Source organism: Janthinobacterium foliorum (genome assembly GCF_978021625.1).
In genome coordinates, this window is record NZ_CDXDQE010000011.1 from 146,908 (window position 1) to 167,416 (window position 20,509).

Annotated in this window: 13 protein-coding genes; 6 read left to right on the forward strand and 7 right to left on the reverse strand. The window is 64.1% G+C overall.

All coding sequences use genetic code 11. The features are described 5' to 3' along the window. Positions 1 to 37: 37 nt before the first annotated feature. Together ACZ92H_RS21225 and ACZ92H_RS21230 are read right to left on the reverse strand one after the other, a co-directional pair. A complete protein-coding gene (locus tag ACZ92H_RS21225) occupies positions 38 to 2,209 on the reverse strand; it encodes a M3 family metallopeptidase (protein ID WP_465050892.1) in 2,172 nt (723 codons plus the stop codon). Between the two features lie 154 nt (positions 2,210 to 2,363). Beyond that, positions 2,364 to 2,582 carry a SlyX family protein gene (locus ACZ92H_RS21230; RefSeq protein WP_070290273.1) on the reverse strand — a complete coding sequence of 73 codons (219 nt, stop codon included), beginning with the start codon at positions 2,580 to 2,582 and terminating at the stop codon, positions 2,364 to 2,366. Positions 2,583 to 2,737: 155 nt separating this feature from the next. Here ACZ92H_RS21230 and ACZ92H_RS21235 point away from each other — a divergent pair, with 155 nt between their 5' ends. Both ACZ92H_RS21235 and ACZ92H_RS21240 read left to right on the forward strand, forming a co-directional pair. Continuing rightward, positions 2,738 to 3,121 (forward strand): type II toxin-antitoxin system RelE/ParE family toxin, encoded by a 384-nt coding sequence (locus tag ACZ92H_RS21235; RefSeq protein WP_465050891.1) that lies wholly within the window; start codon positions 2,738 to 2,740, stop codon positions 3,119 to 3,121. Further along, positions 3,118 to 3,474 carry an addiction module antidote protein gene (locus ACZ92H_RS21240; protein ID WP_465050890.1) on the forward strand — a complete coding sequence of 119 codons (357 nt, stop codon included), beginning with the start codon at positions 3,118 to 3,120 and terminating at the stop codon, positions 3,472 to 3,474. Before ACZ92H_RS21235 ends, ACZ92H_RS21240 begins: the two co-directional genes overlap by 4 nt. A 7-nt stretch (positions 3,475 to 3,481) precedes the next feature. Here the strand turns inward: ACZ92H_RS21240 and ACZ92H_RS21245 are convergent, their stop codons facing one another. Next, positions 3,482 to 5,542, reverse strand: coding sequence for a UvrD-helicase domain-containing protein (locus ACZ92H_RS21245; protein ID WP_131378092.1), 2,061 nt, complete (start codon positions 5,540 to 5,542; stop codon positions 3,482 to 3,484). A gap of 208 nt (positions 5,543 to 5,750) precedes the next feature. On the opposite strand from ACZ92H_RS21245, the gene ACZ92H_RS21250 reads away from it, so the two are divergent. Continuing rightward, on the forward strand, positions 5,751 to 6,236 hold the full coding sequence (locus ACZ92H_RS21250; RefSeq protein WP_465050889.1) for an SRPBCC family protein: 486 nt from the start codon (positions 5,751 to 5,753) through the stop codon (positions 6,234 to 6,236). A gap of 113 nt (positions 6,237 to 6,349) precedes the next feature. Here ACZ92H_RS21250 and ACZ92H_RS21255 read toward each other — a convergent pair whose 3' ends face one another. Both ACZ92H_RS21255 and ACZ92H_RS21260 read right to left on the reverse strand, forming a co-directional pair. Beyond that, entirely contained in the window at positions 6,350 to 7,471 is a 1,122-nt protein-coding gene (locus tag ACZ92H_RS21255) for an HD-GYP domain-containing protein (protein ID WP_465050888.1), read from the reverse strand. Between the two features lie 188 nt (positions 7,472 to 7,659). Then, on the reverse strand, positions 7,660 to 9,108 hold the full coding sequence (locus ACZ92H_RS21260; RefSeq protein ID WP_131378088.1) for a dihydrolipoyl dehydrogenase: 1,449 nt from the start codon (positions 9,106 to 9,108) through the stop codon (positions 7,660 to 7,662). A gap of 129 nt (positions 9,109 to 9,237) precedes the next feature. Between ACZ92H_RS21260 and ACZ92H_RS21265 the strand changes: the two genes are divergently transcribed. Beyond that, the gene (locus ACZ92H_RS21265; RefSeq protein ID WP_465050887.1) at positions 9,238 to 10,128 is read left to right on the forward strand and encodes an ArgP/LysG family DNA-binding transcriptional regulator; all 891 of its coding nucleotides are present in this window, start codon (positions 9,238 to 9,240) and stop codon (positions 10,126 to 10,128) included. Here ACZ92H_RS21265 and ACZ92H_RS21270 read toward each other — a convergent pair whose 3' ends face one another. Next, the gene (locus tag ACZ92H_RS21270) at positions 10,129 to 12,168 is read right to left on the reverse strand and encodes a primosomal protein N' (protein WP_465050886.1); all 2,040 of its coding nucleotides are present in this window, start codon (positions 12,166 to 12,168) and stop codon (positions 10,129 to 10,131) included. Positions 12,169 to 13,034: 866 nt separating this feature from the next. Further along, on the reverse strand, positions 13,035 to 14,120 hold the full coding sequence (hemE, locus tag ACZ92H_RS21275) for a uroporphyrinogen decarboxylase (RefSeq protein ID WP_465050885.1): 1,086 nt from the start codon (positions 14,118 to 14,120) through the stop codon (positions 13,035 to 13,037). A 198-nt stretch (positions 14,121 to 14,318) separates the two neighbouring features. On the opposite strand from hemE, the gene ACZ92H_RS21280 reads away from it, so the two are divergent. Both ACZ92H_RS21280 and ACZ92H_RS21285 read left to right on the forward strand, forming a co-directional pair. Next, positions 14,319 to 16,277 (forward strand): dipeptidyl-peptidase 5, encoded by a 1,959-nt coding sequence (locus ACZ92H_RS21280; RefSeq protein WP_465050884.1) that lies wholly within the window; start codon positions 14,319 to 14,321, stop codon positions 16,275 to 16,277. Next, the gene (locus ACZ92H_RS21285; protein WP_131378079.1) at positions 16,274 to 20,455 is read left to right on the forward strand and encodes an SNF2-related protein; all 4,182 of its coding nucleotides are present in this window, start codon (positions 16,274 to 16,276) and stop codon (positions 20,453 to 20,455) included. The genes ACZ92H_RS21280 and ACZ92H_RS21285 overlap by 4 nt, the downstream gene beginning before the upstream one ends. Positions 20,456 to 20,509 lie beyond the last annotated feature (54 nt).

Here is a 20,509-nt window from a genome sequence, read left to right on the forward strand (position 1 = left end):
GTTCGCCACCGGCCAGGCCGGTGACGGGTGCGATTGATTACTTGCCGTTCAAGCCACGGCGCTCCAGCAGCGGCTCGATCTTCGCATCGCGGCCACGGAAGTTGCGGTAGATGTCCAGCGCATCGGCGCTGCCGCCGCGCGACAGCAGCTTGGCACGGAACCAGTCGCCGTTCTTGCGCGTCAGGCCGCCGTTTTCCTTGAACCATTCGACCGTGTCGGCATCCAGTTTTTCCGACCACAGGTAGGCGTAGTAGCCGGCCGAGTAGCCGCCCGCGAAGGCATGCGAGAAATACGTGGTGCGGTAGCGCGGCGGCGCCGGCGCGAAGTCGACGCCCGCATCGGCCAGCGCGGCCTTTTCAAAGGCGATCACGTCGGTCGGGATCTGTGCCGGGGTCAGCTGGTGCCAGCGCTGGTCCAGCAGGGCCGAGGCCAGGTACTCCGTGGTTTTGTAGCCCTGGTTGAAATTGTCGGCCGCCGTCACCTTCGCCAGCAGCTCGGCCGGGATGGCCGCGCCCGTCTGATAGTGCTTGGCGTAGTTTTGCAGCACTTCCGGCCACAGGGCCCACATTTCATTGACTTGCGACGGGTATTCGACAAAGTCGCGCGGCACGCTGGTGCCGGCGAAGCGCGGGTATTTCACGTTCGAAAACATGCCGTGCAGCGCATGGCCGAATTCGTGGAACATGGTGTTGACTTCGTCAAACGTCATCAGGGTCGGCTGGCCCGCTTCCGGTTTCGGAATGTTCAGGTTATTCGCGATGACCGGCTTGCGGTTCAACAAGCCCGACTGGCCCACGTAGGCATTCGCCCAGGCGCCGCCGCGCTTGTTGCTGCGCGCGTAAGGGTCCAGCGTGAAGATGGCCAGCTGCGTGCCGTCTTCGTTGAAGACATCGTACACCAGCATGTCGGCGTTGTAGACGGGCAAGTCGGTACGCTGCTTGAAGGTCAGGCCATACAATTTACCAGCGGCGAAGAACACGCCCTTGGTCAGCACGCTGTGCATTTCAAAGTAGGGTTTTAACTGCGTTTCATCGAAGTTGTAGCGTTCGGCGCGCACCTTGTCGCTATAGAAGGCCCAGTCGGCGGCGCCCACTTTAAAACCGCCCTTTTGCGCATCGATGATCTTCTGGATATCGTCCGCTTCATGGCGCGCATTGACGACGGCCGGCTTGGCCAATTCGCCCAGCAAGGCGTTCACGGCGGTGGTGTTTTGCGCCGTCTGGTCTTCCAGCGAATACGCCGCGTAGTTCGGGTAGCCCATCAGCGCGGCACGTTCGGCGCGCAGTTTCGCCAGTTCCAGCACTTCCTGGGTATTGTCGAACTCGCCGCCACGGCTGCCGCGCGCCTGCGAGGCGGCCATGATGCGTTCGCGCAAGGCACGGTTGGTCAGCAGCGCCAACGGCGCCTGGCCCGTCGTGTTGACGAGGGCGATCACATATTTGCCATCCAGGCCGCGTTTCTTGGCCAGGCCGGCAGCCACTTCGATGGCGGCCGGCGACAGGCCGTCCAGCTCTTCGCGCGTATCGACGACGACGGCCGAGGCGTTCAATTCCTTCAGCACGTTCTGTGCGAACTTGGTCGACAGGGCAGCGAGCTGGCCGTTGTAGGCGCGCAGCTTTTCCTTGTCGGCAGCCGACAGCTTGGCGCCGGCGCGCACGAAATCGGTATTGTAGCGTTCCAGCAAGCGTTTCGATTCCGCATCGAGGCCCAGCTTGTCGCGCTTGGCGTACAGGGTATCGATGCGCTTGAACAGCTTGTCGTTGAGCATGATCGCGTCGCTGTGGGCCGCCATCTTCGGCGCCAGCTCGCGTTCGAGTCCCTGGATCGTGTCATTCGTGTTCGAGCCGGACATCACCGAAAACACGGTGCGCACGCGGCCCAGCAGCTGGCCCGAGCGTTCCATGGCCACGATGGTGTTGTCGAAGGTGGCCGCTTTCGGGTTATTCGCGATGGCATTGATTTCCGCCAGGTGGGCGGCCATGCCTGCCGTAAAGGCGGGCGCGTAGTCGGCATCCTTGACCTTGTCGAACGGCGGATAGTTGAACGGCAGGCTGCTGGCCTGCGCAAACGGGTTCGACGCGGGCAACGCCGTAGCCGCGCTGGCGGTGGCCTTGGCGGAAGCGGCGGTGGCGGGCGCGGTGGTGGCGGCAAAGGCGGCTGGTACCAGCATCAGGCTGGCGGCGATGACGAGCAGGGTTGGACGGGTCATGTCTTCTTTCAAGAAACGCAAGAGAGCCGCGATTGTGTCGCGGGCCAGCCTGAAATAATAACAGCCAGAAACACTTGCGTCACCCGCAACTACCGAAGGTAACGATACGCCCGTACAGGAAAGGTTGTCATGCCCAGTGCGCCATGCTGGCAATTCAGTAATGCGGCGGACGCTCGTTGACCAGCCCGCCATTTGCCTGCTGCGCCCCATCGCGCACGTGTTCACCCAGCTTGTGCAGCATCGCTTCCAGCTGGTCGATGCGCTTGCCCTGCTGGTACACCATCTGGTTCAGCGACTCGACCAGATCCTCCTGCTGGGCCAGCTTGATTTCGATATCGACGAAACGTGTTTCCATCTGTTCTGCGTTGTCCATGATGCTCATTTCTGACTGAAAGGGGGCATTCTACCGCCGCAGTGGCGTGCGCCAGGACAAACAAAGGGCATTCTTCCCGCTGCGGCGCCGATTCCTGCCTATTCTCTCCTGATAGCTGGATCAAACCGCTTGACGAATGAGAACAAACGATTACAATGATTGAACCAACACCAACCGAGCCACTGCTGATCGATACGCGCAAGACGGCCGAATACCGGCGCTGGGAAGACTCCCTGCACGATGTGGCGGCCGCCGCCATCGACGCGCGCATCAAGCACTTGCAGCACGGCAAAAAGGGCGACTGGCGCCCCGTGGGCGAAGGCGTGTGCGAACTGCGTTTTTTACAGACGGGGCCGGGCTGGCGCGTGTATTTTCATGAAACGAATCGGGGCACCCTGATCTTGCTGCTACTCGGTGGCAACAAATCCAGCCAGCAGCGCGACATCAAGCAGGCGCAGGCAATCCTCAGGGAGCTGAAAGCCCGACAGACAGCCATCCGCAAAGCGGCGGCGGCATGCACAGGAGCACGAAGAAAATGAACCAACATACCGACCATGACACCTTCGACCTCGACGACCTCGACGCGCTGGGATTGAGCAAATTTGACCCAACGCAACACCTGACCAGCAAGGCCGCCGTGGCCGCCTACATGAGCGAAATCGTCGCCACGGGCAACGCGGAACTGTTCCAGTCCGCCATGAATGACGTGGTGCGCGCCTACGGCATGGGCAAGGTGGCGGCCAGGGCCGACATCACGCGCGAAGGCGCATACAAAGCCTTGCGCGAAGGCAGCAAGCCGCGCTTTGAAACCATCTTGAAAATGCTCGATGCGCTGGGCATGCAGCTGGCCATCGTGCCGAAGGCCACGCCGGACGGCGCCGCGGAAGCCTGAGCGCCTCTTATCCTTTCGGCGCGGCCAGCAAGGCCTTCATGCGCGCCAATCTCTCCTTGGGCGAAATCACTTCCGCTTCCGTGGGCACGGCGTCCCCCACGTCCAGTTGCATTTCCTTGATGAAGCGCGACGGGTCGCAATGGACTTGCTCGCCCGCCCGCTTGCGTTTCTTGCACCACGTGACGTGCAAGGTGCGCTGGGCCCGCGTGATGCCCACGTACATCAGGCGGCGCTCTTCCTGGATGCGCGCGGCGATGGTTTCGGCTGGCGCGTCCGCATCGCCCTTGTGCGGCAGAATCCCCTCTTCCACGCCGACGAGGAAGACGTGCGGAAACTCCAGCCCTTTCGACGCGTGCAGGGTGGACATGCGCACGGCATCCTGCTCCTCGTCCTTGCCTTCCAACATGGTCATCAGGGCCACCATCTGCGTCAGTTCCAGCACGTTCTTTTCTTCGCCGTCGCGGTCCTTGCCGCCCCGGCCACGCTCCTTGAGCCAGTTGACGAATTCCAGCACGTTCTGCCACTTGCTTTGCGCCTGCCGCTCCTCGAAGGCATCGTACAGATACGATTCGTAGTGGATTTCCTTCATCATGTCGTCCAGCACTTCGGCCGCATTGTCGCCGCTGCCGGCCGCGCCGGGCCGGCTGGCGCGCGATTCGAGATCGTTGATGAAGTTGCAGAAGTCGCGCAACGGCCCCAGCTGTCGGTCCGTCAGCTTGGCCTCGATGCCGCCTTTGAAGACCGCCTGGAACAGCGAGCACTGCCACTGCCCCGAAAACGCGCCCAGCACTTCCAGGGTCGACTGGCCCACGCCCCGCCGCGGCGTCGTCACGGCGCGGATGAAGGCCGGATCGTCGTCTTCATTCGCCAGCAGCCGCAGGTAGCTGATGATGTCCTTGATCTCGGCCTTGTCGAAGAAACTCTGGCCGCCCGAGATCGTGTACGGGATGCGTTCCTTGCGCAGACATTGCTCGATGATGCGCGCCTGGTGGTTGCCCCGGTACAAAATCGCGTAATCGGAAAATTTGTTCTTGCGCTCGAAATGGTCGGCCGAGATCATGATGGCGACCTGCTCCGCCTCCTGCTCGTCCGTCTGCATGCCCAGCACCTTGATCGGCTCGCCCAGGCCATGCTCGGACCACAGCGACTTTTCAAACAGCTTCGGATTGTTGCCGATGACGGCGTTGGCCGCGTTCAGCACGCGCATGGTGGAGCGGTAATTCTGCTCCAGCTTGATGACGCGCAGATCGGGGAAATCCGTCTCCAGCGTTTTCAAATTTTCCACGGTGGCGCCGCGCCAGGCATAGATCGCCTGGTCGTCGTCGCCCACGGCCGTAAACATCGGCTTCTTGCCGATGCCCGTCACCATCAATTTGACCAGTTCATACTGGCAAGTATTCGTATCCTGGTATTCGTCGACCAGCAGATAGCGCAGGCGGCGCTGCCATTTGTCGCGCACGGGGCCATTGTTGCGGAACAATTCCACGGGCAGGCGGATCAGATCGTCGAAATCGACGGCCTGGTAGGCGGACAGCGTGGCCACATAGCTGCGGTAGATGCGCGCCGCGTTGGCCTCGTCCTCGTCCTTGGCTTGCGCCAGCGCCATGTCAGGATCGATCAAGCCATTCTTCCACAGCGACATGGCGTTCTGGATGCCGCGGATCACCTGTTTATCGGTGGTAATGGCCAGATCTTGCACCAGCGAAAAGCAATCGTCGCTGTCCATGATGGAAAAGCGGTCCTTCAGCCCCACGCCATTGGCTTCCTGGCGCAGGATTTTCACGCCCAGCGAGTGGAAGGTCGACACCGTCAGCTGCTTGGCCTGGCGCGGCTGTTTCAACAGCTTGGCGATACGCTCCTGCATCTCCAGCGCCGCCTTGTTGGTGAAGGTCAAGGCAGCGATGGTGCGCGGGTCGTAGCCCCGGTCTTCGATCAGGTGGGCGATCTTTTGCGTGATCACGCGCGTCTTGCCCGAGCCGGCGCCCGCCAGCACCAGGCAGGGGCCGTCAAGATAGGTAACCGCTTCGCTTTGGGGAACGTTAAGACCGAATTGTGGCGCTTTGGACATCAGGGTATTTCCGGAGGGAACAGCAGCCCATTGTAACAGCGTCGCGTCCGCATTTTGCGCGCTGACGCATGCCCGAAAAACAGGCAATGGCATTGATATATCGCCATATGCCGCCATCTTGGGCGATTCAATGCGTGCGGCGATGCCACGCCTGGAGTACCATTCCGCCTATATCGCCCGCGCGCTCCCCTTACCGAATGGCAGTCCTATGAAATTTGAACACCTGATTGAAATTAACGATCCGCTCAACCCCTTGATCGACACCCTGACCCTGGAGCAAGTGTGGCGCGGCCTCGTCCTGCGCGCCGAATCGCCAAAGCTGTTCGTGCCGCACCTGGACGAGTGCAAGATCAGTGAACACAGCGATGCCGGCTTCGCCCGCAGCCTGCGCTATGGCGAACTGGTCATCAACGACAAGGTGGTGCTGGTGCCGCAGCTGCAAGTGCGCTACGAAGTGCCGGCACAGAAGGACATCAGCGCCTCGTCCCTGGTAATGACCATCGAGATGCCCGACGAGGCCAGCCTGTGGGTGCGCTTCCAGTACGACGATGGCCATGACGCGGCCACCGACGCGGCCAACGCCCTGTATGACGACTTCCGCCGCTCCGCCTACAAGGAGTCCGACATCGATACCGTGCGCATCATGCGCGAGCTGGCGGCCGAGGGACGCCTCGATGCGGGTCTGCTGAATTAAGCCATGCATGGAGGACGTGCCTGCAAGACGTTCGGGGCCGGGCGCATTGCCGCAGGCCGTGCGCAAGGACGGCCAGGCCATGCGACAGCGCCATGGGCGTCCTTGCAGGCGCGCTACACTCTTGCGCTGCGGCCCCACAGCTGGTCGGGGCGAAACTGCAAGCCCGCCTGCTCCGCGCTGAGCACTTCGCGGATGGCGTGCAAATCCACGCGCGTGTCGCGCCGCAGCGGTACGTCCAGGCGCGCGCCACGGGGGCCGATCAGCGACTGCACGTGCGGCGTGGCGGCGCTCAGGCCCTTGCGCGTGACGACGCCGATTTCTCCATTCAGCAATTTGACGAAGGTGCCGACCGGGTAAATGCCCAGCTCGCGCACCAGCAGCGAGGCCAGCGGCGCGTCCAGGGTCGCCTTGTCGGCCATCAGCATTTCACGCAGGGCCACGTTCGGCAACAGGGGCTTGCGGTAGCTGCGCCTGGACACGCGGGCGCAATAGCGGTCGGCCAGCATGATCAGCCGGGCGCCGACGCCGATCTCCGCGCCCTGGATGCCCAGCGGATAGCCGCTGCCATCGACGTTTTCATGGTGCTGCAGCACGGCTTGCAGCCAGATGGCATCGCTCACCCCGGCCGCGCGCAGCAAGTTGACGCCCGCTTGCGGATGGGCGCGGATGTAGGCCCGCTCAGCGTCGTCCAGCGGGCCTTCCTTGCACTGGAATTGCGCGTGGCGTTCCAGCATGCCCACGTTCATGCTCAGCGCCGCCAGCACCACGCTGCGGATCACGCCATCGTCGAGTTTCAGGGCACGCGCCAGCAGGGCCGTGACGACGGCCGTGTCGACGCTGTGGCGCACGGCAAAGTCGCCCGCGCCCTGGTTGTGCAAAATACAGGCGAGCGCCACGTCCGCATCCAGCACCACGGCCTCGTCCACCAGTTGCGCCAGGGCCAGCAGTGGCGCATGGCTGTCCGCCTGCCCAGCGGCAATGGCCGGCAAGACCAGCGCCAGGCCTGCGGTGACCAGGTTCAGCATGCGCAGGGCCGATGGCGTCTCGGTGGCTGCGCGCGGCGCATCTTCGCTGGCGTCGGCGATGACGCCACGCGCCAGCAGCAATTCGATCTGCGTCTCGCTGCTGATCACATGCCCTTGCCTGGCCAGCAAGCCGCCCGTCTCGCCATGCACGTCCCAGGGCAGGGCCAGGCCCAGGGCCAGTTCCCCCACATAAATGCGCCGAATCTTCACATCGTCTCCGTGTCATCGCTGCCACCCGCCTGTTTTACCATCCTGGTATCGGCGGTGATTACCAATTGAAATGTTTTTTGCTTTTAATCAATATTTCAATATGGCAGCGATGATCGCGCAATCATGTGAGCTTGTCTACATAATTAATTAAATCGCAAAGTTGCAACAAATTTTCATGGTCGCGCCCATCACACGCCGGGCGAACAGTCGGCGCAGCCGGGCGCGTGTTCCGGATCTTTTTCCAGGTGCAGCGCCAGTTCGCGCAAGGCCGTGCGCACGCCTTCCTCGATGACGGGATGGTAGAACGGCATGTCGAGCATGGCCGGCACCGTCAGCTGCGCCTGGCATGCCCAGGCCAGCAAGTGGCCCAGGTGTTCCGCCCGTGGGCCGATCAGCTCGGCACCGAGAAAGCGCTTGCTGCCAAACTCCGCATACACGCGCAGCAAGCCCTGGTTTTGCAGCATCACGCGGCTGCGGCCCTGGTTGCCGAACGACACGGCACCCACGGCGAAGCGGCCTGCGTGGCTCACGCACAATTGCTGGTACGTCGCGCCCAGGGTGGCGATCTGCGGCTCCGTGAAGGCGATGGTCAGGGGCGTGCGGCGCAGTCCCGGCTGCACGTCGGGAAAGCGCGCCGCGTTCTCGCCGGCGATGCGGCCCTCGTCGGCCGCCTCGGGCAGCAGCGGCAAGGCGTTGTCGGCGTCGCCCGCGATGAAGATGGCGCTCTTGCCGCACTGCATGGTGCGCGGATCGTGCAGGGGAATGCCGTGGCGGTCGAGTTCGATTTGCGCCGTCTCCAGGCCGATCCGGTCCACGTTCGGGCGGCGGCCGATGGCGGCCAGCACATACTCGAACTGCTCGGTTTTTTCCGCGCCGGCGCCATCGCGGCTGGTCAGGACGATGCCAGCGCCATCGGCGCTTTTTTCCAGATGCGCCACGCTGGTCTGGAAGCGGATGTCGAGTTCGCGCGCCAGCACCTTGGCCGCCTCCTGCAGCACCAGCGGATCGGTCAGCTGCGCCACCTTATTACCGCGCGCAAACAACGTCACGCGCACGCCCAGGCGCGCCAGGGCCTGGCCCAGCTCCAGCCCGATGACGCCGGCGCCGATGACGGCCACGGATCGCGGCAAATCCGTCCATTCGAACACGGCGTCGCTGCTGATGACGCGCTCGCCCGCCGCCTGCCACTCGGGCGGCATGATGGGCGTGGAACCGGTGGCGATCACCACGCTGGCCGCTTCCACCACGGTGTGTTCATCCACCTGCAATTTGCCGGGAGCAATAAAACGCGCGTGGCCGCGCAGTTTTTCCTCGTCGGGGATGGCGTTGACGCCGTCGAGCACGAAGCCGACAAAGCGGTCGCGCTCGCTGCGCACCCTGGCCATCACCTGCCGGCCATCGATGCGCACGGGGCCCGGATGCACGCCAAAGCCGGGCGCGGCAGCCACCGCATGGGCGGCCTCGGCCGCCGCGATCAAAAGCTTGCTGGGCATGCAGCCTACCCTGGCGCAGGTCGTGCCGTACGGTCCGCTTTCAATCATCAGCACGCGCTTGCCCTGCATGCTTGCCGCCTTGCGCGCCGTCATGCCGGCCGTGCCGCTGCCGATCACGGCCACATCCACTCGTATCGTCTTCATGGTGCTGTCCATCCTACTGAGGTTGCTCACAGCGTTCGATACTACCCGTTTGCCGAAAATAAGGTTTTACTTTGCTGCAATATATGCATTAGTATAACTAATCATTTTCAAAATTTATAAGCTGAGCTAATGGGATCACTCGATTATCGCGCGCTGGCCGTGCTGGATGCCGTGGCCAGCCATGGCAGTTTCGACAAGGCCGCCCTGGCGCTGGGCATCACCCAGTCAGCCGTCTCGCAGCGCATCAAGGCGCTGGAAGACGCCAGCGGGCGATTGCTGATCATCCGTGGCCAGCCAGCCGTGCCGACGGGGCTGGGCCAGCGCCTGATCGTGCATCACCGCAACGTCAAGCTGATGGAAGCGTCGCTCGACATCGACCTGGGCAACAGCGTCAGCATGCCGGAAATCGCCATCGCCATCGATGCCGACAGCCTGGCCACCTGGTTCCCCGACACCTTGTCCGCCCTGCTGGCGCCGCCCCGCTGCCAGCTCGACGTGCGCCTGGCCGACAGCGATGCGGCCTTGCAGATGGTGCGCGACGGCACGGTATTCGGTTGCGTGGCGGGCGCCTCCGGTACGGCCATCGACGCGGCGGCCGCCACCAGCGTGACGCCGCTCGGTACCATGCGCTATGTCTGCGTGGCTACGCCCGTGTTTGCCGGGCACTGGTTTGGCGACGGTGTCAGCCCGGAAGCGGTACAGCTGGCGCCGGCCGTGGTGGGCCAGCACGGCTTGCTGGCGCGTTTCCTCGCCGAACAATTGGAGGTGCGCGAACCGTTCCCGCACCATACCTTGCCCGTGGAAGCGGCGCGCCGCAGCTGCGTGCTGGACAGCCTGGCCTATGGCCTGATGCCGCAGCGCCTGGCGGCGCCGGCCCTGGCGACGGAGCGCCTGGTCGATCTGATGCCGGGCCGCACCCTGGACGTACCCCTGAGCTGGCATGCGTGGGCCCTGGACACGCCGTTTACCAAGCTGCTGTCCGAGCAGATCGTCAAGTCGGCGCGCGACTACCTGAGCTGATCAGATATCCAGCGGGTCCACTTCCAGCGACCATTTCACGCGCGTCTTCATGGCGCGCAATTCCATCAGCCATTCCTTCAGGAACGCCTGCAGGGCCGGGCGGGAGGGCGATTCCAGCAGCAGCTGGGCGCGATCCACGTTGTACACGCGCGTCATGCTCATGGGAATCGGATCATTGATGGTCACTTGCGGGTGGTCCATGCACTCTTTGGCCGCCTGCAAAAATTCGATGGCCGTGGCCAGCTCGGGCGCTTCGGCGCGCAGCAGGGCCTGAAACAGATACGGCGGCAGCGCCGCCTGCTTGCGCTCTTCCAGCAAGGTGGTGGCGAAGTGGTCGTAGTCGTGGTTGACGACGGCGTCGTACAGCGGATGGCGCGCATAGCGGGTCTGGATCAGCACTTCACTGACGCTGCCGCCTTCCGTCTGCGCGGCCCGTCCGGCGCGGCCCGCCACCTGCATCAGCTGCGCAAACAGGCGCTCGCTGGCGCGGTAATCCTGCGAAAACAGGGCCGTGTCCGGGTTCAATATGCCCACCAGGGTCAGCTTTTTGAAATCGTGGCCCTTGGCCACCATCTGCGTGCCGATCAGGATATCCACGTCGCCCCGGTGCACGGTGTCGAAGGCCTCTTGCGCGCTGCCCTTCTTGCGCGTGGAATCGGCATCGATGCGCAGGATGCGCGCCTCGGGAAACAGTTGCTGCAAGCCTTCTTCCACCCGCTGCGTGCCGCGGCCCAGCGGCTGCAGGTCGACGTTGCCGCACGTGGGGCAATGACGGGGGATGCGCAGTTCCAGGCTGCAATGGTGGCAGCGCAGCCGGTGTTCCGGCTTGTGCAGCACCATGAACGAGGTGCAGCGCGTGCAGTTGCTGATCCAGCCGCACGATTCGCAGCAGATCACGGGAGAATAGCCGCGCCGGTTCAGGAACAGCAGCGACTGCTCTCCGCGCTCCATGCGCAGTTTTAACGCGGCTACCAAGTGCGAAGTCAGGCCGTCTTTCGGCCGGTCGCGCTCCATGTCCAGGATCTTAACGCGCGGCAAGACCGCATTCTTCACGGCCCGTTCGCGCAATTCCAGCTTGCGGTAGCGCCCCGTCTGCGCATGGTGCCAGCTTTCCAGCGACGGCGTGGCCGAACCCAGCACGATGGGGATCTGCAATTGCCAGGCGCGCCACACGGCCAGGTCGCGCGCCGAATAGCGCAAGCCCTCCTGCTGCTTGTACGACGGGTCGTGCTCTTCGTCGATGACGATCAGCTTGAGCTTGGGCAACGATGCCAGGATGGCTAATCTCGTGCCGAGGATGATGCGCGCCTGGCCCTGGTGGGCGGCCAGCCAGTGCAGCATGCGCTCGCCCTCGGACAGGCTGCTGTGCAGGGTAGCCAGCGTGACGCCGGGAAAGCGCGCGCGGATATTGCCTTCCAGCTGGGGCGTCAGGTTGATTTCCGGCACTAAAATCAGGATTTGCGCATCGTCCTCGCGCGCCAGCACCTGGGCGCAGGCTTGCAGATACACTTCCGTCTTGCCGCTGCCCGTCACGCCGTACAGCAGGGTCGGTTGAAAGCCCCGGGCGCCGCCGATGGCGTCGGCCGCTTCCTGCTGGGCGGCATTCAAGGCCGGCATGTTCAGTGGCGTGCCGTCATGCGCGTCGGCCAGCTTGCCCAGCTTCTTGATGGCGCGGTCGAGCGCCACGGTGGTCAGCACGCGCAAGTTCTTCGGCAAGCCCGGCAAGGCCACCTCACCCAGCGGACGCTGGTAGTAATCGGCGGCAAAGGCGGCCAGCGCCAGCCACTGTGCCGACAGGGGCGCCAGCTGGCTGCGCACGGCCAGCACGTCCTTCAATTTCGCCTCCGGCACATCGGTGCTGTCGGACACGCCGACGATCAGCCCCATCACTTCGCGCCGGCCGAACGGGACCAGCGCCAGCTGTCCTACCTGCGGCTGCGGCGCATCGGCGCCGCCGTGCCAGCGGTAGTCGAACAGGGCGTTCAGGGGCGTGTCGAGTGCGATTTTCAGGATGCACGGCGTCGGGATGCACTGCGGCATGAGTAGTGTGGCCTATCTATCTGAATAAAAAGCGTCAAAAGCGCGCCGCAGGGACAATCGCGCAGCGGGATGCCGGGCGTGGGACCAGCCGGCCATGATACTTGTTTCGCCCCTCACCTGCCTAACGGCAGGCACGCCGGCCTATCGCAACAGGGCTGGCCGCCCTGAAGAAAATTCTGTGGATAACTTTGTGGACAAAGCAAAATTAACTTTCAGAAAAATGTGGATAGAATATTTTGAGTGCCGTCAAGAGGGGCACGCAAGAAAAAATAAGCTTTTAAAATCAGTGAGTTAAAAAAACCTGCCCGGGAGCCGTGAAAACCGGGGGACTTTTCGGCGGCTGTGCATAACTGAACCATTCGTGAATTTTTTATACAGAAATCAGAGCATTTTCCATGACTTGAATCAAGGTCCGCAGCAGCAATATGAGGCAAAGTTGACAATTGCCGGGCACACGCGCTGTTGCGGCTGCTGGCCGGCGAAACATTGTTCAATTATCATGCACTGCAACATGCACTTCAGGTGAAACCTGAGCATCTGCGCTAAGTCCCGGTTAACACATTACTTTTCAATTTTATCCACAGAATCTGTTGATAACTTTGTGGACAATGCGCTGACAAGCCTGGCGAGGAAAGGAACAACCTGCTTCTATGCCATAAAATCCGCCCAGGAATGCATTTTTTATTTCTTAATAATCAAATACTTGCATTGACTCTCCGGGCATGGCTTTTTCACTGCCTCTTATTTCCGCAGCAAAAAAAATTGTGCATAAGTCGGTATTCCTTGCGAAGGCGCAGCAAAGAAAAAAGGCAGGCCTCCGCTGGAAAGCCTGCCTTTTCGTCCCCGCCCAGGGGATGGGGCGGGAATTACTGGCCGCTGCGCATGGCGCGGCTCAGGCTATGCACGGCGTCCACCATGGCCTCCACCGATTCCGGCGGCGTGAACTGGGAAATCCCATGGCCCAGGTTGAAGACATGGCCCGTGCCGGCCGATGGCGCGCCGAAGGCGTCGAGCACTTTCGCCACTTCCGCGCGGATCTGCTCGGGGCTGGCAAACAGGATGGCGGGGTCGAGGTTGCCCTGCAAGCCCACCTTGTGCCCCACCAGCTGGCGCGCGCGCGTCAGGTTCACGGTCCAGTCCAGGCCCACGGCATCGGCGCCGATGTCGGCGATCTGCTCGATCCACTGGCCGCCACCCTTGGTAAAGACGATGGCGGGAATCTTGACGCCATCCTTGTCGCGCTTGAGCTGGGCCACCACTTGCTGCATGTAGGCCAGCGAGAATGCCTGGTAGGCGCCATCGGCCAGCGCGCCGCCCCAGGAATCGAAAATCATCACGGCTTGCGCGCCGGCATCGATTTGCGCGTTCAGGTATTGCGCCACGGACGTGGCGTTGATGGACAGGATGTGGTGCATCAGGTCAGGACGGCTGTACAGCATCTTCTTGATGGTGTGGAACTCCTTCGAGCCGCCGCCTTCCACCATGTAGCACGCCAGGGTCCACGGGCTGCCGGAAAAACCGATCAGCGGCACGCGGCCATTGAGTTCCGTGCGGATTTGCGTGACGGCATTGAAGACATAGTCGAGCGAACCCAGGTCCGGTACCTGCAGCGCCTTCACGTCCTGTTCCGTGCGCAGCGGGCGCTCGAACTTCGGTCCTTCGCCGTCGGCGAAATACAGGCCCAGGCCCATGGCGTCGGGCACCGTCAGGATGTCGGAAAACAGGATCGCCGCGTCGAGCGGGAAGCGCTCCAGGGGCTGCAAGGTGACTTCCGTGGCGTAATCGGGATTCTTTGCCAGCCCCAGGAAGGAACCGGCCCGCTCGCGCGTGGCGCGGTATTCGGGCAGGTAGCGGCCCGCCTGGCGCATCAGCCAGACTGGGGTATGCTCGGTCGGCTGGCGCAGCAGGGCGCGCAGGAAAGTGTCATTCTGTAGCGGAGCAAATTGTGGCATGGAAGGCAATCAATAGCTTGGAGAAGCGGTATTATCGCATCCAATCGCCGCCATTTCATTGATTCCAGTGCCGCTTTGCAGCATTTGCCGCGCGCGCCATGGCTTTCGCTGTGCCCGCCCTTCCATTATGATGATGCACGCTGCCACGCGCCCTGACCCTGCCTGGCGGCCCCCGATCCCCCACTACACGGAGCCCGCATGACATCGACCGCATCCAGCCCATCCGCCTTGACCGCCCCCTACGGCACCTGGCCTTCGCCGATCAGCGCGGCCATCGTCGCCGCCGGCGCCTCGCCGCTGACGCAGCTGGCCCTGGGCGGGGCCGATGGCGGCGACGTGTTCTGGCTGGCGGGCCGCGCCAGCGAAGCGGGACGCAATACCCTGCTGCGCCAGCGCGGCGCGCGCGTCGATGAACTCACGCCGGCGCCGTTCAATGTGCGCACGCGCGTGCATGAATACGGCGGCGGCGCGTATGTCGTCGATGGCGACGACGTGGTCTTTTCGCATTTCGCCGATAACCGCCTGTACCGCGTGACGGCCGGCGCCGCGCCGGAAGCGTTCAGCGCGGGCGGCAATACGCGCTACGCGGACTTCGTCGTCGATGCGGCGCGCGCGCGCCTGGTCGCCGTGCGCGAACAGCATCCGCAGGAAGGCCATGCGCACCCGGAAAACAGCCTGGCCGCCGTCGGTTTCGACGGCCGCGAAACGGTGCTGGCGCGGGGCCACGATTTTTATGCAGCGCCGCGCCTGTCGCCGGACGGCAGCCAGCTGGCGTGGATCAGCTGGGACCACCCGCGCCTGCCATGGCAGGGCACGGAACTGTGGCTGGCCGACGTGCACCCGGACGGCAGCCTCGGCTCGCCCCGCCTGATCGCCGGCGGCGCGCGCGAGTCGATCTGCCAGCCGGAATGGTCGCCCAATGGCTTGCTGCATTTCGTTTCCGACAGCAGCGGCTGGTGGAACCTGTACCGCCTGCAGGGCGGCGAGATCGAGGCGCTGTGTCCGATGGAGGCGGAATTCGCCACGCCGCACTGGACCTTTGGCGGCAGCATGTACGGCTTTCTTTCCGACGATGACATCGTCTGCACGTATATCCAGGCCGGCATCAGTTATCTGGCCCGGCTGAGTGTGGCGGCGGCCAAGCTGGAACCGATTCCCCACCCGTACCAGGAAATCCGCGAACTGCGCGTGGGCCCCGGTTTCGTCGCCTTGCTGGGCGGCAGCCCCACCATCGCGCTGGAATTGGCGCGCATCGATTTGGCTAACCATGAGCTGGAAGTGCTGGCACAATCGATCGCGCAATTGCCCGCGCTCGGCTACCTGTCCGTGCCGCGCAGTGTGAGTTTTCCTAGCAGCAATGGCCGCACGGCCCATGCCTTCTTTTATCCGCCGCAAAACAGCGATGTGCAGGCGCCGGCGGGAACCTTGCCGCCTGTCATCGTCATCAGCCATGGCGGCCCCACCAGCATGGCCAGCAATACCTTGAAGCTGGCGACGCAATACTGGACCAGCCGCGGCATCGGCGTGCTTGACGTCAACTACGGCGGCAGCAGCGGCTTCGGCCGCGAATACCGCGATGCGCTGCGCGGGCAATGGGGCATTGTCGACGTGGAAGACTGCATCGCCGGCGCGCGCTACCTGGCCGCCAACGGCCTGGCCGACCCCGAGCGCCTGATCGTGCGCGGCGGCAGCGCCGGCGGCCTGACGACCCTGTGCGCGCTGACCTTCCACGACGTCTTCAAGGCGGGCGCCAGCTACTATGGCGTGTCCGACCTGCAGGGCCTGGACAACGATTCGCACAAGTTCGAATCGCGCTACACGGATTACCTGATCGCCTCGCAGCCGCAAGCCGAAGCGCTGTACCGCGAGCGTTCGCCCATCCACCACACGGATAAGCTGTCGCGCCCGATGATTTTCTTCCAGGGCCTGGACGACAAGGTGGTGCCGCCGCAGCAGTCGCAGCAGATGGTCGACGCCCTGCGGGCGCGCGGCGTGCCGGTCGCTTACGTGCCGCTGGAAGGCGAGGGCCACGGCTTCCGCAAGGCGGAAAACATCGTGCGCACCCTGGAAGCGGAACTGTATTTCTACCAGCGCGTGTTCGGCCTGCCGGTGGCGGCCGGCGAACCACCCGTGCATATCGATAATCTGCCTGCATGACGGAAGCGCACGCAGACCAGCACCTGCTGGACGAATTCGCCGCCCTGGAGCAGCACGAGCAGATGATCCTGGCCCTGCTGGCGATCACGGGCGAGCCGGTGGGCAAGCATGCCGTGTACGAGCACTTGCAGCGGGCGAATATCGTCGAGCCGGATGGCACGCCGTTTGCCCTGCTGGTCGTCACGGGCATGCTGCAGCGCCTCACGCGCCTGGCGCTGGCGTCCGAAATCGTCGGGCGCGGCTTTGCCTGCGAAGCCAAGCTGCGCTGGCCCGCCATGCGCGCCGCCATCGAGCACCTGGCGTTCCGCGACCTGTGCCAGGCCATCGAGCTGATCAACCCCGTGCGGCGCAACTGGGATGGCTATGTGGAATTGCGCAGCTACCGGCAAGGCGTGGCGCGCCTGCGCATCGCCCTGCTGCGCAATGACGAGGTACGCCACGTGGCCGCCATCCTGGCCGCCTGCATGGCGTGCTATGAAGCGCAGCAGTTGCACCCGCTGATCGAGATCTTCGGCCGTCCCTTCGAGCCGGAAATGCTGTCCTTCGTCATGCCGCAATTGCAGGATGACATACTCGCCGTGCTGCTGGGCAACGCCCCCCGTGAACCGGGCACGGCGCGCGCCATCCGCGCCTATGCGCGCGCGCACCATGCGCGCCAGGCGGCGGCGGGCGACCATCTCGGCGCCGCGCTGCCGCTGGCCCTGGCCGAGGACGCCCTGCTGTGCGGCGAACTCGACACGGCCGCGCGCTACCTGGCGGGCCAGCAGGGGCCGCAGGTGCTGTTTATCGACAGCAGCATCGCCCTCTTGCGCGGCGAACATGCGCACGCCGTGGCGGGCTTCGAGACGGCCTTGAAAGGGCTGCGCAAGGAAGCGGGCAAGCGCAAGCTGTGCTTCACGGGCATCGGCGGCCACCTGTACGTGCTGGCCCTGCTGCGCGGCAACGATGCCAAGCTGCTGAAAAGCGCGGAAACCTACCTAGATATCGCCCTGCACGCGCAACCGAACCACGACAGCATCGTCTACCACCAGCTCAACACCCTGCGCCTGGTGCGCGCCGGCGTGCTGCAGGCGGACGCCATTCCCACGCGCAACTGGGAAACGGGTTTGCAGGCACAGCTGTTCCAGGGCTTGCTGTATTACTGGCTGGCGCTGCCGCAACTGGCCGAGCGCAAACCGCAGCTGCGATCGCTGGTGCAACAGGCGGACGCGGCCGGCTACGACCTGATCGCCGCGCAGGCGGCCGGCCTGCTGGGCCTGATGAGCGAACCGCAGCAGGAACGCTACGCGACGGCCAAGCGGGCGCAGCATGGCTTGACGGACATGGCGCCGTGGTTCGAGCGCCAGGAAGCATGGCAGCGCCAGCTGAGCGCCCTGATCAACCTGCAGCAGAACGCCCCCGCCGAGGCCATCGGCAGCGTCTCGCGCCTGGTGTGGCTGGTGGCGTTCGACCCGCGCTTTGGCCTGACGGCCGTCGAAGTGCGCGAGCAAAAACGCGACGCCCGGGGCGGCTGGAGCAAGGGCCGCGCCATGGGTCTCAAACGCCTGGCCGAAGAGGCGGGCGACATCGATTTCCTCACGCCGCAGGACGCGCGCGCGGCCGGCAGCATCGCGCCATTCAAACAGTACTATTCGTCGGCGCCCCGCTATGAAGTCGAGCTGGACAAGGCCGCCGTGCTGCTGGTGGGGCACCCGCTTGTCTTCTGGCTCGATGCGCCCGAGACGCGCGTGGAACTGATCGCCGGCGCGCCCGAGTTGCTGATCAAGTCGCACGAGGGGCAATTGTGGCTGGGCATGCAGCCGCCCCTGCCCGACAGCGGCAGCAACGTGGTGGTGCAGCGCGAAACGCCGACGCGCCTGCGCGTGGTGCACATCCTCGACGAGCACCGGCGCATCGGCGCCATCGTGGGCCTGGGACTGTCCGTGCCGCTGCATGCGGAAAAACAGGTCATGCAGGCCATCGGCGCCATCTCCTCGATGGTCACCGTGCAGTCGGACATCGGCGGCGGCACGGCCGATGCGGAAGCCATCACGGCCGACCAGCGCCTGCACGTGCATCTGCTGCCGTACCAGAAGGGCTTGAAGATGCAGATCCTCGTGCGTCCGCTGCTCGACAACGGCGCCTATTACGCGCCAGGCAGCGGCGCCGAGAGCGTGTTTGCCGACGTGGCGGGTCGGGCCGTGCAAGCGCGGCGCGACCTGAACGGGGAGCGCGAAGCGCAACGCCAGCTGATCGGGAAATGCCTGGTGCTGGAAGAGGCGGAAGAAGAGCATGGCGAGTGGCTGCTGGGCCAGCCGTCGCTGGCGCTGCAATTGCTGGTGGAGCTGCAGGCGCTGGAGCCAGACGGCATGGTGCTGGCCTGGCCCGAAGGCGAAGCGATGCGCGTGTCGAAGCGCATTGACAGCGGCCAGATGCGCCTGAATATCAAGAGTGGAAAAGACTGGTTTGCCGCCAGCGGCGAAGTGCAGATCGACGAAGACAAGGTGATGGATTTGCGCGCCCTGCTCGACTTGATGCAGAACAACAAGAGCCGCTTCGTGGCCCTGGGCGACAACCAGTTCCTCGCGCTCAGCGAGGAATTGCACCGGCGCCTGTCGGAACTGGCCGCGTATGGCGAGGCGCATGCCGATGGCGTGCACGTGCACCCGCTGGCTGCCTTTGCGCTGGAAGAGCTGGCCAACGACGCGGGCGGCGTCAACGCCGACAAATTGTGGCGCGAACACTTGCTGCGCCTGCGCGCCCTGGACGATTTTCAAGCGCAGCTGCCCAGCACCTTGCAGGCGGACCTGCGCGACTACCAGCTGGCCGGCTTCGAGTGGCTGGCCCGCCTGGCGCACTGGGGCGTGGGCGCCTGCCTGGCCGACGACATGGGCTTAGGTAAAACCCTGCAGGCGCTGGCCCTAATCCTGGCGCGCGCCCCCAGCGGCCCCACCCTGGTGGTCGCGCCCACGTCCGTGTGCCTGAACTGGATCAGCGAAGCGCAGCGCTTCGCCCCCACCTTGACAGTCAAGCTGTTCGGCGGCGGCGACCGCGCCGACATGCTGGAGACCCTGCAGCCGTTCGACGTGGTGGTGGCCAGCTATGGCTTGCTGCAGCAGGAAGCCACCATGTTTGCCGGCGTGCACTGGCATACGATCGTGCTCGACGAGGCGCAAGCCATCAAGAATGGCGCCACCAAACGTTCGCAAGCCGTGATGGCCTTGCAGGGCGACTTCCGCATGGTGGCCAGCGGCACGCCGCTGGAAAACCACCTGGGCGAATTGTGGAACCTGTTCCGTTTCATCAACCCCGGTTTGCTGGGCACGTTGGACCAGTTCAACCTGCGCTTTGCCGGGCCCATCGAAAAGGATCAGGACAAGCGGGCGGCGGCCGGCGCGCGCCTGCGCCTGCGCCGCCTGATCGCGCCCTTCATCCTGCGCCGCACGAAGACGCAAGTGTTGTCGGAGCTGCCGTCGCGTACGGAAATCGTGCTGGAAGTGCAGTTATCTCCGCAGGAAACGGCGCTGTACGAATCCTTGCGCCGCGAAGCGCTGGAAAAGCTGGCCGCGGTGGAAGGGCCGGCGTCGAAGAAGGCCATCCAGATCCTGGCGGAAATCATGAAGCTGCGCCGCGCCTGCTGCAATCCGCAGCTGGTGGCGCCGGAACTGGGCCTGGCCAGCAGCAAGCTGGCGGCTTTCGCGCAACTGCTGTCGGGCTTGCTGGAAAACCGCCACAAGGTGCTCGTCTTCAGCCAGTTCGTCGACCACCTGACGCTGATCCGCCAGCACCTGGAGCAGCATGGCGTGCGCTACCAGTATCTGGATGGCGCCACGCCCATGCAGGAGCGCAAGCGGCGCGTGGATGCCTTCCAGGCGGGCGAAGGCGATGTCTTCCTGATCAGCCTGAAGGCGGGCGGCATGGGCATCAATTTGACGGCGGCCGATTACGTGATCCACATGGACCCATGGTGGAACCCGGCCGTGGAAGACCAGGCCTCGGACCGCGCCCACCGCATGGGGCAATTGCGCCCCGTTACCATCTATCGCCTGGTGGCGAAACATACAATCGAGGAAGGCATCGTCGAGTTGCACCAGCACAAGCGCGACCTGGCCGACAGTTTATTGGAAGGCAGCGACGCGGCCGCGCGCATGTCGGCCAGCGACATGCTGGGCATGCTGCAGGAAGGCTTGAAAAAATAAACGGGGAAGCCACGTTCCATGCGATGATCCATTTTCCCTGTTTCTCTGCCACGC

Coding starts and splice junctions, on each gene's coding strand:
- ACZ92H_RS21225 (WP_465050892.1), bottom strand. CDS start 2,209: ATGACCCGTCCAACCCTGCTCGTCATCGCCGCCAGCCTGATGCTGGTA.
- ACZ92H_RS21230 (WP_070290273.1), bottom strand. CDS start 2,582: ATGGACAACGCAGAACAGATGGAAACACGTTTCGTCGATATCGAAATC.
- ACZ92H_RS21235 (WP_465050891.1), top strand. CDS start 2,738: ATGATTGAACCAACACCAACCGAGCCACTGCTGATCGATACGCGCAAG.
- ACZ92H_RS21240 (WP_465050890.1), top strand. CDS start 3,118: ATGAACCAACATACCGACCATGACACCTTCGACCTCGACGACCTCGAC.
- ACZ92H_RS21245 (WP_131378092.1), bottom strand. CDS start 5,542: ATGTCCAAAGCGCCACAATTCGGTCTTAACGTTCCCCAAAGCGAAGCG.
- ACZ92H_RS21250 (WP_465050889.1), top strand. CDS start 5,751: ATGAAATTTGAACACCTGATTGAAATTAACGATCCGCTCAACCCCTTG.
- ACZ92H_RS21260 (WP_131378088.1), bottom strand. CDS start 9,108: ATGAAGACGATACGAGTGGATGTGGCCGTGATCGGCAGCGGCACGGCC.
- ACZ92H_RS21265 (WP_465050887.1), top strand. CDS start 9,238: ATGGGATCACTCGATTATCGCGCGCTGGCCGTGCTGGATGCCGTGGCC.
- ACZ92H_RS21270 (WP_465050886.1), bottom strand. CDS start 12,168: ATGCCGCAGTGCATCCCGACGCCGTGCATCCTGAAAATCGCACTCGAC.
- hemE (WP_465050885.1), bottom strand. CDS start 14,120: ATGCCACAATTTGCTCCGCTACAGAATGACACTTTCCTGCGCGCCCTG.
- ACZ92H_RS21280 (WP_465050884.1), top strand. CDS start 14,319: ATGACATCGACCGCATCCAGCCCATCCGCCTTGACCGCCCCCTACGGC.
- ACZ92H_RS21285 (WP_131378079.1), top strand. CDS start 16,274: ATGACGGAAGCGCACGCAGACCAGCACCTGCTGGACGAATTCGCCGCC.